The organism is Bacillus sp. 1021 (assembly GCF_014534735.1).
In the GTDB taxonomy this organism is placed as follows: Bacteria; Bacillota; Bacilli; order Bacillales; family Bacillaceae; genus Bacillus; species Bacillus siamensis.
This window is the reverse complement of sequence record NZ_JACVSR010000001.1, coordinates 974,015-991,775: the sequence shown is the minus strand read 5'-3', so window position 1 is coordinate 991,775 and position 17,761 is coordinate 974,015. Positions and strand designations below refer to the sequence as shown.

Below are 17,761 nucleotides of genomic sequence, written 5' to 3'. Positions count from 1 at the left end.
ACCATGCAGGAGGAGGCGGATTTTACCAGTTCCTCCTGCAGGAAATAAATGAAAGAAAAAAGAATACATATTTATAAAGCAAAAATCCTCTCTCTCATATTCAAAAAAACTCACCGCTCAGCCATTCAATATAACGTAACAAGGGCTTCCTTTTCTTTCCGCCAAAATGGAAACTTCCGATTGTCCGGAATTCATGCGTCTTTTTCGAAAAAACGAAGCATGATGTAAGCTTGGCATGGTTGTTGCATTTTCTTCCTTCGAATCAATTTGTAAGCGTTTGCTATCATGAAGCAGAAAAGAGGGGGATTTGTGGACATTGTCATTATTTTATTGGCATTATGCTTGCTGATGTTTGCGGCTTACCGGGGTTTTTCAGTCATTTTATTTGCCCCGATTTGCGCGCTGTTTGCTGTGCTTCTGACAGATCCGAGCTTCGTACTTCCTTTCTTCTCGAATATATTTATGGAGAAGATGGCGGGCTTTATTAAACTGTATTTTCCCGTATTTCTTTTGGGGGCTGTTTTTGGCAAGGTTGTTGAAATATCCGGGCTCGCCGAGTCGATCGCAAAAACAATCGTCAGGCTTGTGGGAGCAAAAAGAGCCATTCTCGCCATCGTCTTAATGGGTGCGATTTTAACGTACAGCGGCGTCAGTCTCTTCGTAGCGGTGTTTGCCGTCTATCCGTTTGCTAAAAACCTATTTATGAAAGCTGATATTCCCAAACGTCTGATACCCGGAACGATTGCATTGGGCGCTTTTACATTTACAATGGATGCGCTTCCCGGCACACCGCAAATTCAAAATGTCATTCCGACAGCATTTTTTAAAACAAACATTTATGCCGCTCCCTGGCTCGGACTGATTGGTGCAGCGTTTGTGCTTACGGCCGGGATGTTTTATTTAGAATTCCGTCGCAAGAAAGCGGCCGATGCAGGAGAAGGCTATGCTGGGTTTCCGTCTGAAGTTTCCGCTGCAAAGGAATCCTCAGGTCTGGCTTATGAAAAAAACACGCCTGATTTATCGCAGGAGGCAGAACCCAGTACCGCGCGGCAAGTGCTCGCCTTTATTCCGCTTATCCTTGTCGGGGTATTGAACAAATGCTTCACGATGTGGCTCCCGCATTGGTATCCCGCCGGATTTGATTTTGCGCCGCTCGGTTTAGAAGCGTTCGGAAAGATTGATCTTTCTTCCGTCACTGCGATCTGGTCAGTAGAGCTCGCACTGTTCATCGGTATCATGACAACGATTTTGTTCGATTGGAAAAAAGTGCTCTTCAATTTGAAGGAAGGACTGAATGTGGGCATCGGGGGCGCCTTGCTGGCGTCAATGAATACAGGAGCCGAATACGGATTTGGCGGCATCATTGCAGCGCTTCCCGGCTTCAAAGCAGTCAGCAGCGGCATATCGCAGACGTTTACTGATCCGCTTGTCAACGGAGCTGTGACGACCACTGCGCTTGCCGGGATTACAGGGTCGGCCTCAGGAGGAATGGGCATCGCTTTAAGTACGATGTCCGCAGCGTATACAGAAGCAATCCATACATTTCACATCCCGCCGGAAGTCATGCACCGGGTGATCTCGATGGCCTCCGGCGGGATGGACACTCTTCCGCATAATGGCGCCGTCATTACGCTGCTCGCGGTCACAGGGTTGACTCACCGCCAATCCTACAGAGATATCTTTGCCATTACCGTCATTAAAACAGCCGCTGTGTTTGTCATCATCGGTATTTACAGTCTGACGGGCCTTGTGTAGCCAAAACAGAAAGGGGAAGCGAATATGGGAAAAGGGAAAATCATGGATTCGTTTAAAGAAGCTGCTGAACTGATCAAAGACGGAGACACCCTCATCGCAGGAGGATTCGGCCTGTGCGGCATTCCAGAACAATTAATTCTCGCGATCAGGGACAGCGGCGTGAAAAACCTGACCGTTGTCAGTAATAACTGCGGTGTTGATGACTGGGGATTGGGCCTCTTGCTTGCAAATCGGCAGATCAAAAAAATGGTCGCATCCTATGTGGGAGAAAACAAAACATTTGAACGGCAGTTTTTAAGCGGGGAGCTGGAAGTCGAATTGGTTCCCCAAGGAACGCTCGCAGAACGAATTCGCGCGGGAGGGGCGGGCATCCCGGGTTTTTATACATCTGCGGGCGTCGGAACATCAGTAGCCGAAGGAAAAGAACAGAAGACATTTGAAGGACGCACCTATCTTCTGGAGAAAGGGATTACAGGGAACGCCGCCATCGTAAAGGCCTGGAAAGCTGATCCTCTGGGCAACCTGGTTTTCAGAAAGACGGCGAGAAACTTCAATCCGCTCGCTGCCATGGCAGGCAAAGTGACGATTGCAGAGGCTGAAGAAATCGTCGATATCGGTGAGCTTGATCCGGATCACATTCATACACCGGGTATCTTTGTTCAGCATGTGCTCAAAAGCACAACACAAGAAAAACGGATCGAACGCCGCACCGTCCGGGAAGCATGAAGAAGGGAGCTGATCTCATGAAAGATGGCAGAAAACGAATGATCGCACGGGCAGTAAAGGAAATTAAAGACGGAATGAATGTGAATTTAGGGATAGGCATGCCGACGCTTGTCGCCAATGAAATCCCGGATCATTACAATGTGATGCTTCAGTCGGAAAACGGCTTGCTCGGAATCGGCCCTTATCCCCTTGCCGGAACGGAGGACCCAGATCTTATTAACGCCGGGAAAGAAACCATTACCGAAGTCAAAGGAGCCTCGTATTTTGACAGTGCCGAATCGTTTGCTATGATTCGCGGGGGGCACATTGATGTCGCCATCCTCGGCGGCATGGAAGTGTCCGAACGGGGAGATTTGGCGAACTGGATGATCCCCGGAAAAATGATTAAAGGAATGGGCGGCGCCATGGACTTGGTTCACGGAGCAAAACGGATCGTTGTCATCATGGAGCATGTGAATAAATATGGAGAGTCCAAAGTGAAATCGGAATGTACGCTGCCTTTAACCGGCAGGCAGGTCGTCGATCGGCTGATCACAGATTTGGCGGTATTCGATTTCCGCCAAGGCCGTATGACGCTGACCGAATTGCAGGAAGGCGCGGCATTAGAGGAAGTCCTCGAGAAAACCGAAGGCCGGTTCACTGTCAGTGAAGCATTAACGTCCCGGCGGAAATAAGGAGGTATCATCATGCATTCAATGCTGAAACACAAAACAGCTGTAGTGACAGGGGCAGCCAGAGGAATCGGATTTGAAATCGCTCAAGAATTCACCCGTGAAGGAGCCTCCGTTCTCATAGCGGATGTTAATGAACAGGCAGGAAAAGAAGCTGCTGCAAAACTCAGCGGAGAAGGCGCCCATGCCATCAGCATCACGTGTGATGTAACAGATGAAAAACAAACGGCCGATATGATTCAAACAGCTCTGACAGAATTCGGCCGGCTCGATATTCTCGTAAATAACGCGGGCATTCAGCATATCGCGCCCATCGAGGAATTTCCCGCGGAACAGTTTGAAAGGCTCATCCGCGTCATGCTGACTGGACCGTTTCTCACCACGAAACATGCATTCCCCGTCATGAAAAAACAGCAGTTCGGACGGATCATCAATATGGCGTCTGTCAACGGACTGATCGGCTTTTACGGAAAAGCGGCATATAACAGCGCCAAGCATGGCGTCATCGGCTTAACGAAAGTCGGCGCACTTGAAGGCGCGGCTGACGGCATTACCGTCAATGCGCTTTGCCCAGGATATGTGGACACTCAGCTTGTCCGCAATCAGTTAAAGGATATTTCCGCAACAAGGAATGTACCGTACGAACGGGTGCTGGAGGACGTCATCTTTCCGCTCGTTCCCCAAAAACGGCTGCTGTCAGTGAAGGAAATTGCGGATTACGCCGTATTTTTGGCCAGCGACAAAGCAAAAGGCGTCACCGGTCAGGCCGTCGTTATGGACGGCGGGTATACCGCTCAATAGTTCTGATAAAAAACAGCCATTCTGAGCGGCTGTTTTTTTCTGTCCAAATAAGATTGGGGTTCTTGATAAGCAAGATGGTGAATGCTGACGGAAGGTTACAAAACAATGTAAACAAAAAAACAGCCGGAATTTAATCGATTGAGAATGCATCAATCGGTATGGAGCAGGATCATCCATATGTTCTGCACCGCATTTCACTGCAGATTTTCCTCTTCCAATCCCATTCCTGCACAACCAGTTTACAATCCTTCACAGATATACAAATGAACTTTTACAATAAACAGAAAAGATGTAATTTCTGACACAATTATGCCTATATACCCAAAAAATATGAAACATTAAGGGCGCTCCCTAAGTGAAGAAGAGTCGGAAACAGGCTTCCGGCCCGGCTCTCATCACCTCTCTTTAAGACTGATTTTTCAGTGTCAGCTCCATCTTATATTTTATGAACAATTATAACCAGTTCGTTTGTGAAATCGAACAATAACTCCTTCGAAAGTATTCTATACACCTTTGTTATAATCATGCTACGATGTTATATAAAGGGATATATTGTATGATATTGGATCAATGTTCAATGCGATCGGAGGGAGCTCATGAACAATCTTGCCTTTTTATTTCCTGGACAAGGATCTCAATTTGTAGGAATGGGCAAACAATTTTGGAATGATTTTGCGGTCGCAAAAAGATTATTTGAAGAAGCTGGCGACGCGATCTCCTTGGATATAAAAAAGCTGTGTTTTAACGGTGATATGAATGAATTAACAAAAACAATGAATGCGCAGCCCGCTATTTTAACAGTCAGTGTGATTGCGTTTCAAGTGTATATGCAAGAAATAGGGGTTAAGCCGCGCTTTCTTGCAGGTCACAGCTTAGGAGAATACTCGGCGCTTGTCTGTGCCGGCGCCCTTTCTTTTCATGATGCCGTTACACTTGTAAGGCGGAGGGGGATTCTTATGCAAAATGCGGATCCCCAGCAGCAGGGGACAATGGCTGCTGTGACCCGGCTCTCTCTTCAAACATTGCAAGAAATGTGTGCGAAAGTGTCGACAGAAGACTTTCCGGCAGATGTAGCCTGCATGAATTCAGACCGGCAGCATGTCATTTCCGGACATCGGCAAGCTGTGGAGCGTGTCATCAGGATGGCGGAGGATAAGGGGGCGGCATACACTTATTTAAATGTAAGTGCACCTTTTCACAGTTCAATGATAAGATCGGCATCCGAACAATTCCAGAGTGCATTACAGCAGTATTCCATCCGGGATGCCGCATGGCCGATCATTTCAAATGTCACCGCGCGCCCTTACAGCAAAAATTCGATCAGCGAACATCTCAAGCAGCACATGACGATGCCGGTAAGATGGGCGGAATCAATGCATTACTTGCTTTTACAAGGAGTCACGGAAGTCATCGAAATGGGGCCGAACAATGTCTTATCCGGTCTGCTGAAAAAAATAACGAATCACATTGTACCTTATCCCTTTGGACAGACATCTGATATTCACCCGCTTTCCAATTCAGCGGAAAGAAAGAAGCATATTGTCCGTTTACGCAAAAAACAACTGAATAAATTGATGATTCAATCCGTTATTGCGCGAAATTATAACAAGGATTCAGCGGCTTATTCCAATATGACGACGTCATTATTTACACAAATCCAAGAGCTGAAAGAGAGAATGGAAAGGCATGAAGAAGAGCTTTCAGAACAAGAGCTCGAACATTCGATCCATTTATGCAAATTAATTTGCGAGGCTAAACAGCTTCCGGCATGGGAAGAATTGCGGATTTTAAAATAAAGCGCCCAGGAGGGGACCTATGTATACCAGTCAATTCCAAACCTTAGTAGATGTCATTCGGGAAAGAAGCAATATCTCTGATCGCGGAATCCGTTTTATCGAATCCGATAAAAAAGAGACGGTTGTCTCTTACCGCCAATTGTTTGAAGAAGCGAAAGGCTTTCTTGGCTATTTACAGCATATCGGCATTCAGCCCAAGCAGGAAATTGTTTTTCAAATCCAAGAAAACAAATCATTTGTCGTTGCTTTTTGGGCTTGTATATTAGGAGGAATGATCCCGGTACCGGTCAGTATCGGAGAAGATGATGACCATAAGCTGAAGGTGTGGCGCATTTGGAATATATTAAATCATCCGTTTCTGATTGCCTCTGAAAAAGTATTGGACAAAATAAAGAAATACGCTGCAGAACACGATTTACAGGATTTCCATCATCAATTAAACGAAAAATCTGACATCATTCAAGGTCAAACCTACGATTACCCCGCTTCGTTTTATGAACCTGATGCGGATGAACTGGCTTTTATCCAATTTTCTTCCGGATCGACAGGAGATCCAAAAGGAGTCATGTTAACGCATCACAACTTAATACATAACACGTGCGCCATTGGGACTGCCCTAGCCATTCATTCGAAAGACTCTTTCTTATCATGGATGCCTTTAACGCATGATATGGGGCTCATCGCCTGCCACCTTGTTCCCTTCATAACCGGAATCAATCAAAATCTAATGCCTACAGAATTATTTATTCGCAGACCTATTCTTTGGATGAAAAAAGCTCATGAACATAAAGCCAGTATTCTATCCTCTCCTAATTTCGGGTACAACTACTTCCTTAAATTTCTGAAAAACGAACCAGACTGGGATTTATCCCATATCAAAGTCATCGCAAACGGTGCAGAACCGATATTGCCGGAGCTCTGTGACGAATTTTTGAAAAGATGCGCAGCATTCAATCTGAAAAGATCCGCTATTTTGAATGTTTACGGTTTAGCGGAAGCTTCAGTTGGCGCAGCGTTTTCTAAAATAGGTAAAGAATTCGTTCCCGTTTATTTGCATCGTGACTATTTAAATCTTGGTGAACGGGCTGTAAAAGTCAGCAAAGAGGATCAACATTGCGCTTCATTCGTCGAAGTGGGACAACCCATTGACTATTGTCAGCTTCGGATCTCCGATGGAGCAAATGAAAGAGCAGAAGACGGAATCATCGGTCACATTCAGATTAAAGGAGACAATGTGACTCAAGGGTATTATAACAACCCCGAGAGTACGGAAAAAGCGCTGACTTCTGACGGCTGGGTAAAAACGGGAGACCTCGGATTCATTAATGAAAGTGGCAACTTAGTCGTAACCGGAAGAGAAAAGGACATTATTTTCGTGAACGGAAAAAATGTCTATCCTCACGATATTGAGCGGGTCGCGATTGAAATGGAAGAGGTTGACTTAGGAAGGGTTGCCGCCTGCGGTATATATGATCAAAAGACGCGAAGCGGAGAGATCGTGCTCTTTGTTGTTTACAAAAAATCACCTGAAAAATTTGCCCCGCTTGTTAAAGAGATCAAAAAGCATTTATACCAGCGGGGCGGCTGGAGCATAAAAGAAGTACTCCCGATCAAAAAGCTGCCAAAAACGACGAGCGGGAAGGTGAAACGTTATGAACTGGCCAGACAGTATGAAGCAGGGAATTTTTCAGCAGAGTCTGCCGCCATTAATGAATGTTTGGAGAGCAGCCCGAAAACTTCCGGACAGACTCCCATTCATGAAATCGAAACGGAATTACTGTCTATCTTTTCCGATGTGCTCGATGGGAAAAAGGTTCACCTCACTGACAGTTATTTTGATATGGGCGCAAATTCATTACAGTTATCGCAGATTGCCGAGCGTATAGAACAGAAATTCGGACGCGAGCTTGCCGTCTCCGATCTCTTTACGTATCCTTCTATCACTGATTTAGCGGCATATCTGTCTGAAAGCCGGGCTGAAATCAAGCAGAACGTGACAGCAAAACCAAGCCATGTGACACCGAAAGGTATCGCCATTATCGGGATGTCGCTCAATGTCCCGGGAGCATCGACCAAAAGTGATTTTTGGGATTTGCTAGAAAAAGGAGAGCACAGCATTCGAGAATACCCTGCATCCCGGCTGAAAGATGCGGCGGATTATTTAAAGTCCATCCAAAGTGAATTCAATGAGAATCAGTTTGTGAAGGGCGGTTATTTAGATGAAATCGACCGTTTTGATTATTCGTTTTTCGGTTTAGCGCCTAAAACCGCTCAGTTTATGGATCCTAACCAAAGACTGTTTTTGCAGTCTGCATGGCATGCGATTGAAGATGCGGGCTATGCCGGGGACGGGATAAACGGGAGCCGGGTCGGGGTATATGCGGGGTACTCGAAGGTGGGCTACGATTATGAACGCCTCCTTTCTGCGAATTATCCGGAGGAACTTCAGCAATATATAGTAGGCAATCTTCCTTCCGTGTTAGCCAGCCGGATTGCTTATTTCTTAAATTTAAAAGGGCCGGCGGTCACGGTGGATACGGCCTGCTCTTCATCGCTTGCCGCCGTTCATATGGCATGCAAATCTTTAATTTCCGGCGAGTGTGACATGGCTCTTGCCGGCGGGATCCGGACATCGCTCTTGCCGATCCGTATCGGACTTGATATGGAATCCTCGGATGGGTACACGAAAACGTTCAGCAAAGATTCAGACGGCACGGGCTCGGGTGAAGGCGCGGCGGCAGTCCTATTAAAACCTTTGCAGGATGCAGTTCGCGACGGAGACCATATTTACGGCGTGATTAAAGGAAGCGCGATAAATCAAGACGGAACGACCGCCGGGATTACCGCACCGAATCCGGCAGCTCAGACTGAGGTCATTGAGACGGCCTGGAAAGACGCGGGCATTGCTCCTGAAACGCTGTCTTTCATCGAAGCGCATGGCACCGGAACAAAGCTCGGCGATCCGGTTGAATTCAACGGGCTTTGTAAAGCGTTTGAAAAACACACGGCAAAAAAGCAATTTTGTGCGATTGGTTCTGTTAAATCGAACATCGGTCATTTGTTTGAAGCAGCAGGCATCGTCGGGCTGATCAAATCTGTTCTCATGCTGAATCATAAGAAAAACCCGCCTTTAGCGCACTTTAACGAACCTAATCCGCTCATTCATTTTCACTCTTCACCATTTTATGTGAATCAGGAAGCTGCGGAGTTCACATCCGGTGATGAGCCGCTGCGAGGCGGAATCAGCTCGTTCGGTTTTAGCGGAACGAACGCTCATGTGGTATTGGAGGAATATACTTCTCAAAATGAGGATGCATCCGAGGACGAACATGAGCCGCACCTATTTGTTTTATCTGCTCATACTGAAAAATCACTCTATGAACTCGCACAGAAGTACCGTCAATATGTAGCAGATGACAGCCAAGCTTCATTGAAGTCCATTTGCTATACAGCCGGCACGGGCAGGGCTCATTTGGATCATGGCATTGCCATGATTGTATTCAGTAAGCAGGAATTATGTGACAAGCTGACTTCCGTAATCCAAGGAGACAGACATCTTCCCGGAGTATACGTTGGTTATAAGAACTTGAAGGAAATGCTGCCTGCCCATAAAGAGGAGCTGAATAAACAAGCAGCCGCTCTGATGGAGCAGCGTATACGAACGCATGATGAACGGATCGCATGGCTGAATCGCGCCGCCGAATTATTTGTGCAGGGAGCCGTAATAGACGGGAGCGCCATTTACGCCGGTGAAACCGTACAAAAAACGCCATTGCCCCTGTATCCGTTTGAACGGAACCGCTGCTGGGCTGAAGCTGACCAATTGCGCCTAAACGAGGGCCGAGAGAAAGGAGAAGCCGCATTGAACATCAATCAATCGAAGGCGCATATTGAATCCTTCCTGAAAACAGTCATCAGCAATTCTTCTGGAATCAGAGCGGAGGAACTCGATCTGAATGCCCATTTTATCGGGCTCGGAATGGATTCTATCATGCTGTCTCAGGTCAAAAAAGCTATCGCGGACGAATTTGGGATAGACATCCCGATGGATCGTTTTTTTGATACGATGAACAACCTTCAAAGTGTCATCGATTACTTGGCTGAGACTGTTCCATCACCTCATGCATCCGCTCCGGCTCAAGAGAATGTTCCGGCGCAGGAAACACTGGTCATTCCAGAAGCACAGCCTGAATCTGGTCACAGAGAAGATCATCAAGGAAATATGCTCGAAAAAATAATTGCTTCTCAGAATCAATTAATCCAGGACACCTTGCAAGCTCAGTTAAATAGCTTTAATTTGCTGAGAAACGGCGGTCATCATTCCGATGTGAAAAAACACGATAAAGCAAAAGAGAAATCAATTCCTTCTGTCAAGCAGGGGCCTCCGGCTGTCACTGCAGAAAAGACATTGACTCGAGAAACGAAACCTTATGTTCCTTTTCAGCCTCAGAACCTGCATGAACAGGGACACTATACCGCACGGCAAAAACAATATTTAGAAGATTTCATCGTGAAATATGCAGATAAAACGAAAGGTTCCAAACAGTATACGGACAAAACCCGATTTGCTCATGCAAATAATCGCAACTTGTCCAGCTTCCGTTCATATTGGAAGGAAATCGTGTACCCGATTATTGCCGAACGTTCTGATGGTTCCAAGATGTGGGATGTTGACGGCAACGAGTACATTGATATCACCATGGGATTCGGGGTTAACCTTTTCGGACACCATCCTTCCTTTATTACACAGGTTATCGATGATTCAGTCCGTTCATCATTGCCTCCGCTCGGCCCGATGTCGAATGTCGCAGGAGAAGTTGCCGATCGGATCCGCACATGCACTGGGGTGGAAAGGGTCGCTTTCTATAATTCCGGAACAGAGGCTGTTATGGTTGCCCTTCGTTTAGCGCGGGCGGCAACTGGAAGAAAGAAAGTTGTGGCCTTCTCTGGGTCTTATCACGGTACGTTTGACGGCGTATTAGGGGTTGCCGGCACTAAAGGCGGAGCCTCGTCTGCGAATCCGCTGGCTCCGGGTATACTGCAGAGCTATATGGATGATTTGATTATTTTACATTACAACAATCCCGATTCGCTCGATGTGATTCGCAGCCTCGGTGATGAATTGGCAGCCGTACTGGTGGAACCTGTACAAAGCCGCAGGCCGGATTTGCAGCCGCGGGCATTTTTGAAAGAATTGCGGGCGATCACGCAGCAATCCGGAACAGCTTTGATTATCGATGAAATTATTACCGGATTTCGGATCGGTCTCGGCGGCGCCCAGGAATGGTTCGGTATTCAGGCTGATTTAGTGACCTACGGAAAAATCATCGGCGGCGGACAGCCGTTAGGGATTGTTGCCGGAACAGCTGAGTTCATGAATGCGATCGACGGGGGAACCTGGCAGTATGGGGACGATTCCTATCCGCAAGATGAGGCGAAACGCACGTTTGTGGCCGGCACCTTCAATACTCACCCGCTTACCATGAGAATGTCATTAGCCGTGCTTCGCCATTTACAAACCGAGGGAGAACACCTGTATGAACAGCTGAATCAAAAAACAGCCTCCTTGGTTGATCGGCTAAATCGCTTCTTTGAACAATCGCAAGTGCCTATCCGCATGGTTCAATTCGGTTCTTTATTCCGGTTTGTCTCATCGCTTGATAACGACTTGTTCTTTTACCATCTCAATTATAAAGGGATCTATGTGTGGGAAGGACGCAACTGCTTCCTATCCACGGCGCATACCGCGGATGATATTGAACACATCATTCAGGCTGTTAAAGACACGGTGAAGGATCTTCGCCGAGGCGGATTTATTCCGGAAGGCCCCGATTCTCCTGATGACGGCGGCCATAACAAATCAGGGGCGTACGAGCTTTCAGATGAACAAAAACAATTGGTTATGGCATCCCATTATGGGAATGAAGCTTCTGCAGCTTTAAACCAGTCCATTATGCTGAAAATAAAGGGTGAACTGCAGCATACACCATTAAAACAAGCCGTCCGGCATATCGTCGACCGTCATGAAGCTTTACGTACGGTGATTCATCCCGATGACGAAGTACAGCAAGTGCAGGAACGGATGACTATAGAAATACCAGTCATTGATTTTACCGGTCACCCGGAAGAGCAGCGGGAAACAGAAATTCAGAAATGGCTGACTGAAGATGCCAAGCGGCCTTTTCACTTCCAAGAACAAAAGCCCTTGTTTCGAATCCATGTGCTTACATCGGCTCACAATGAACATCTGATTGTGCTCACGTTCCATCATATCATTGCCGATGGATGGTCAATCGCCGTTTTTGTTCAAGAGCTGGAGACCAGCTACGCGGCAATCGTACAAGGAAAATCAATTCAGCAAAAAGAGGCCGCTGCTTCATTTCGCCAATATTTAGACTGGCAGCAGGCGCAAATTGACAGCGGCCATTATGAAGAAGGAGTCCGGTATTGGCGGCATCATTTCTCAGAACCGATACAGCAGGCAGTCCTGCCGGGCGCCGCTTCTCCCCGCCATCAGAACGGATACGAGGGAGACCGGTGTACCGTCCGGCTTGGGCGGCCTTTAAGCGAGGCCTTAAAGTCTTTAAGCATTCGGATGAAAAATAGCGTATTTGTAACGATGCTTGGTGCATTTCACCTTTTTCTGCACCGGCTTACCAAACAGACGGGCCTTGTAATCGGGATGCCGACAGCCGGTCAATCCCATATGAAACAGCATGATCTGATTGGAAATTGCGTCAATATGATTCCGGTAAAAAACACGGCTTCTTCAGAAAGTACTTTATCCGGCTATCTGGACCGGATGAAAGAAAACGTGAATCAAGCCATGCGCCATCAAGCCGTTCCGATGACACTGGCGGCCAGAGAACTTCCGCACGATCATGTGCCGGACATGCGTATTATTTTTAATTTGGACAGGCCTTTTCGAAAGCTTCACTTCGGAAAGGCGGAAGCTGAGCTCGTTGCTTACCCTATGAAATGCATTTCATACGATCTCTTTCTTAACGTAACGGATGTGGATCAAGAATACATTCTTGATTTTGATTTTAATACGAATGTCGTCAGTCCGGAGATCATGAAAAAGTGGGGAGCGGGCTTCACGACATTGCTGCAAAAGATGGTTGAGGGGGATTCAGTCCCTCTTAACGCCTTGGTGATGTTTTCCGATGAAGAACAGCATCATTTACAAGAACTTTACGCCGAACACCAAAAGCGGGTTTCTTCAATTGTAAGCAATACGGAAAACCTTGCTGATGCCTACGAGGCGCCGGCAAATGAAACGGAGCGGCAGCTGGCGCAGATTTGGGAGGAGCTTTTCGGCCTTGAGCGGGTTGGCAGATTAGATCGCTTTCTGGAACTGGGAGGAAACTCACTCCAAGCCACGCTTATGCTTTCCAAAGTTCAGAAGACATTTCAGCAAAAAGTTTCCATCGGACAATTTTTCAATCATCAGACTGTTAAGGAATTAGCACGTTTCATTCAGAATGAAACGAAAGTCATGCACCTCCCAATCAAAGCTGCTGAGAAAAAAGCGTATTACCCGACATCGCCGGCGCAGCAAAGAGTCTATTTCCTCCACCAAATGGAGCCGGATCAGCTGGCTCAAAATATGTTCGGGCAAATATCAATTATAGGGAAGTACGATGAGCAAGCCTTGATTTCTTCCCTTCAGCAAGTCATAGAGCGGCATGAAGCGTTTCGCACATACTTTGAAATGATAGACGGGGAAATCGTTCAGAAACTTGAAAACGAAGTCGATTTTAACGTTAAAGTCCGGACCATGAGCCGGAACGAATTTGAAGCTTATGCAGACCGATTTGTAAAACCGTTCCGCTTGGAACAAGCTCCTTTGGTTCGCGCGGAGCTGATCAAGATTGAAAACGAGCAGGCCGAACTGCTCATCGATATGCACCATATCATTTCGGACGGTTATTCCGTCAACATCCTTACAAATGAATTGCTGGCTCTATATCATCAAAAACCGCTACCGGATATTGAATTTGAATATAAAGATTTCGCAGAATGGCAAAACCAATGGCTGAATGAGGATGCCATGAAGCGGCAGGAGGCATATTGGCTGGAACAATTTCAAGACGAAATCCCGGTCCTTCAATTGCCGACAGACGGCTCAAAAGCGGCGGAGCAGTCTTCCGAGGGACAGCGCGTGACGTGCTCCTTACAGCCTGATGTCATCCGTTCGCTGCAAGAGCTGGCGCAAAAAGCGGGAACGACTCTCTATACGGTGATGCTGGCCGCCTACAAAGTGCTGCTACATAAATATACGGGCCAAGAAGATGTTGTCGTAGGTACGCCTGCTTCAGGAAGAAATCATCCGGATATTGAAAATATCATCGGTATTTTCATACAAACCATCGGAATCCGAACGAAGCCGCACGCCAATCGAAAGTTCTCGGATTACCTGGAAGAAGTAAAGCGGCAGACGCTTGACGCTTTCGAAAACCAAGACTATCCACTCGACAGGCTTGTGGAGAAATTAAATGTCCAGCGGGAAACAACGGGAACATCGCTGTTTAACACGATGTTTGTGTTTCAAAATATTGAATTTCATGAGATCCGGCATGATGAATGTACGTTTAAGGTGAAAGAGCGAAATCCCGGAGTCTCTTTATATGATTTGATGCTGACGATCGAAGATGCCGGACAACAAATCGAGATGCATTTTGATTTTAAATCGGGACAGTTTGAAAAAGACACCATTGAACAGATCACCAGACACTATACCGGCATTTTAAACAGCCTTGTGGAGCAGCCGGAGATGACGCTGTCTTCCGTTCCTATGCTGTCTGAAACCGAACGGCATCAATTGCTGACGGAGTGTAATGACACAAAGACGCCGTATCCGCATAAGGAAACAGTAACCCGATGGTTTGAAAAACAGGCGGCACAGCGGCCCGATCATGCAGCCGTTATTTTTGGCAATGAGCAGTATACGTACAGACAGCTCAATGAACGGGCGAACCAATTGGCGCGGACGTTACGGATAAAAGGCGTACAAGCGGATCAATTCGTTGCCATCCTTTCTCCGCATTGCCTTGAGCTGATTGTTGGAATTTTGGCAGTTCTGAAATCCGGCGGTGCATATGTGCCTATTGACCCTGAATATCCGGAAGATCGGATTCAATATATGCTGAGAGATTCAAAAGCGGAGGTTGTGTTGACACTTCAGAGCCTGCAAGATCAATTACCGTATGATGGTGACGTTGTGCTTTTGGATGAGGAAAGTTCATATCATGAGGACCGCTCGAATCTTGAATTGGATAGCAATGCACATGATTTGGCCTACATGATCTATACGTCGGGTTCTACGGGAAATCCGAAAGGTGTACTCATTGAGCACCAAGGGCTGGCTAATTATATTTGGTGGGCGAAAGAGGTTTATGTAAAGGGTGAGAAAACCAACTTCCCATTATACTCTTCCATCTCTTTCGATCTGACGGTGACTTCGATATTTACACCGCTGGCTACAGGAAATACCATCGTTGTCTTCGATGGAGAGGACAAAAGCACCGTGCTTTCTGAGATTATAAAGGACACAAGAATAGACATGATCAAATTGACACCGGCACATTTGCACGTCATCAGGGAGATGAATATAGCAGGCGGCACCGCAATACGGAAAATGATTGTGGGCGGAGAAAATTTAAGCACCCGTCTGGCCAAAAGTGTCAGCGAGCAGTTTAAAGGCCGGCTGGACATTTTCAATGAATACGGACCGACGGAAGCTGTCGTCGGATGTATGATTTATCACTTCGACGCAGAACGGGACAAGCGGGAATTTGTACCGATCGGCACTCCGGCTGCCAATACGGATATTTATGTGGCCGATGCAAGCAGAAACCTGGTTCCGATCGGGGTAATCGGCGAAATGTATATCAGCGGACCGGGTGTGGCCAGAGGGTATTGGAACCGCCCGGATTTAACGGCAGAGAAATTTATTGAAAACCCATTTATACCGGGAGCGAAGATGTACAAAACAGGGGATTTGGCTAAACGATTGAAGGATGGAAATCTTGTATATATTGGGCGCGCTGATGAACAAGTCAAAATCAGGGGACACCGAATCGAGCTTGGTGAAATCGAAGCGGCGATGCATAACGCGGAAGCGGTGCAAAAAGCCGCGGTTACAGTGAAAGAAGAAGAAGACGGCTTAAAACAATTATGCGCGTATTACGTAAGCGACAAGCCTATAGCGGCTGCGCAGCTTAGGGAACAACTGTCATCCGAGCTTCCGGACTACATGGTTCCTTCTTATTTTGTCCGTCTGGACGATATGCCGCTAACGTCCAACGGGAAAATAAACCGTAAGGCACTGCCCGCGCCAGAAGCGAGTCTTCAGCAGACAGCTGAATATGTTCCGCCGGGCAATGAGGCGGAGTCCAAACTCGCAGATTTATGGCAGGAAGTGCTCGGAATAAGCCGTGCGGGGATTAAACATAATTTCTTTGATCTCGGAGGAAACTCCATTCGCGCAGCGGCCTTAGCCGCCAGAATTCAAAAAGAGCTGGATGTGAATCTGTCTCTAAAAGACATATTCAAGTTTCCTACCATTGAACAATTGGCTGAAAAGACGTTACACATGGACAAAAATCAATATATACCGATCCCGGCCGCAAAGGAAATGTCCTATTATCCGGTTTCTTCAGCTCAGAGACGGATGTATTTGTTAAGTCACGCAGAAGGCGGCGAGCTGACTTACAATATGACGGGTGCCATGAGCGTGGAAGGAGACGTTGATCCCGACCGGTTAAACGACGCTTTTCAAAAATTAATCGAGCGTCATGAAGCGTTGCGCACCAGCTTTGAATTATATGAAGGTGAGCCGGCGCAGCGAATTCATCAGAGCGTCGAATTTACAATAGAACAAATTCAAGCAAGCGAAGAAGAAGCGGAAGACCGTGTGCTTGAATTCATCCAAGCGTTTGATTTAGCCAAACCGCCTCTGATGCGAGCGGGATTAATTGAACTTGAACCTTTGCGGCATGTGCTTGTGGTTGATATGCATCATATCATTTCTGACGGCGTGTCCGTCAATATTATGATGAACGATCTGAGCCGGCTCTACGCAGGGAACCAACCGGACCCGCTTTCAGTTCAATATAAAGATTATGCGGTCTGGCAGCAATCGGACATTCAGAGACGGAACATTAAGAGCCAGGAAGCGTATTGGCTGGAGCAGTTTCACGATGACATTCCCGTACTGGATATGCCTGCGGATTATGAGAGACCTGCCATACGCGATTACGAAGGCGAATCCTTCGAATTTGTTATACCGGAACACTTGAAACAGCGTTTAAGCCATATGGAAGAAGAAACAGGCGCAACACTGTATATGATTTTATTGGCGGCCTATACGATTCTTTTATCTAAATACAGCGGACAAGAGGATATTATCGTAGGAACGCCGTCTGCCGGGCGGACTCATTTGGATGTGGAGTCCGTTGTGGGAATGTTCGTCAATACGTTAGTCATTCGGAATCACCCGGCGGGCCGTAAAACATTTGATGCCTACTTAAACGAAGTAAAGGAAAACTTGCTGAACGCCTATAAAAATCAAGACTATCCGTTGGAAGAATTGATACAGCATTTACATCTTCCGAAAGATTCAAGCCGCAACCCTTTATTCGATACGATGTTTGTGCTGCAAAATCTCGATCAGGCTGAATTGACATTTGATTCCCTGCAGCTCAAGCCGTATCCATTTCATCATCCGATTGCCAAGTTCGATTTGACCTTGTCGATTCAGGCGGATCACGACAACTATCACGGGCTGTTTGAATATTCGAAAAAACTGTTTAAGAAAAGCAGAATCGAGATTCTATCAAACGACTATTTACACATCCTATCAGCGATTCTGGAACAGCCGGACATTCTGATCGATCAAATCGGATTGAGCGGAAGTATTGAGGAAGAAGAGAACGCGCTTGATTCTATTCAATTGAACTTTTAGGGAATAGCATTTATTTCTTTAAATTATATAAAATGAGGTGCTCC

General features: G+C 46.7%; 6 protein-coding genes. All 6 read left to right on the top strand.

The genetic code is table 11. The features are described 5' to 3' along the window. Window positions 1–309: 309 nt before the first annotated feature. The 6 genes from ICW23_RS04765 to ICW23_RS04740 all read left to right on the top strand — a co-directional run bounded on the left by ICW23_RS04765 (window position 310) and on the right by ICW23_RS04740 (window position 17,717). Window positions 310–1,755 carry a GntP family permease gene (locus tag ICW23_RS04765; RefSeq protein WP_188154103.1) on the top strand — a complete coding sequence of 482 codons (1,446 nt, stop codon included), beginning with the start codon at window positions 310–312 and terminating at the stop codon, window positions 1,753–1,755. Between the two features lie 24 nt (window positions 1,756–1,779). Further along, window positions 1,780–2,481, top strand: a complete 702-nt coding sequence (locus tag ICW23_RS04760; protein WP_016935944.1) for a CoA transferase subunit A — start codon at window positions 1,780–1,782, stop codon at window positions 2,479–2,481. A 17-nt stretch (window positions 2,482–2,498) separates the two neighbouring features. Beyond that, window positions 2,499–3,155 carry a 3-oxoacid CoA-transferase subunit B gene (locus ICW23_RS04755; protein WP_016935945.1) on the top strand — a complete coding sequence of 219 codons (657 nt, stop codon included), beginning with the start codon at window positions 2,499–2,501 and terminating at the stop codon, window positions 3,153–3,155. A gap of 12 nt (window positions 3,156–3,167) precedes the next feature. Next, window positions 3,168–3,953 (top strand): 3-hydroxybutyrate dehydrogenase, encoded by a 786-nt coding sequence (locus tag ICW23_RS04750; RefSeq protein WP_016935946.1) that lies wholly within the window; start codon window positions 3,168–3,170, stop codon window positions 3,951–3,953. Window positions 3,954–4,549: 596 nt separating this feature from the next. Further along, the gene (fabD, locus tag ICW23_RS04745) at window positions 4,550–5,749 is read left to right on the top strand and encodes an ACP S-malonyltransferase (RefSeq protein WP_016935947.1); all 1,200 of its coding nucleotides are present in this window, start codon (window positions 4,550–4,552) and stop codon (window positions 5,747–5,749) included. Between the two features lie 19 nt (window positions 5,750–5,768). Beyond that, on the top strand, window positions 5,769–17,717 hold the full coding sequence (locus ICW23_RS04740) for a non-ribosomal peptide synthetase/type I polyketide synthase (RefSeq protein ID WP_188154102.1): 11,949 nt from the start codon (window positions 5,769–5,771) through the stop codon (window positions 17,715–17,717). Window positions 17,718–17,761: the final 44 nt, after the last annotated feature.

Coding starts and splice junctions, on each gene's coding strand:
- ICW23_RS04760 (WP_016935944.1), top strand. CDS start 1,780: ATGGGAAAAGGGAAAATCATGGATTCGTTTAAAGAAGCTGCTGAACTG.
- ICW23_RS04755 (WP_016935945.1), top strand. CDS start 2,499: ATGAAAGATGGCAGAAAACGAATGATCGCACGGGCAGTAAAGGAAATT.
- ICW23_RS04750 (WP_016935946.1), top strand. CDS start 3,168: ATGCATTCAATGCTGAAACACAAAACAGCTGTAGTGACAGGGGCAGCC.
- fabD (WP_016935947.1), top strand. CDS start 4,550: ATGAACAATCTTGCCTTTTTATTTCCTGGACAAGGATCTCAATTTGTA.
- ICW23_RS04740 (WP_188154102.1), top strand. CDS start 5,769: ATGTATACCAGTCAATTCCAAACCTTAGTAGATGTCATTCGGGAAAGA.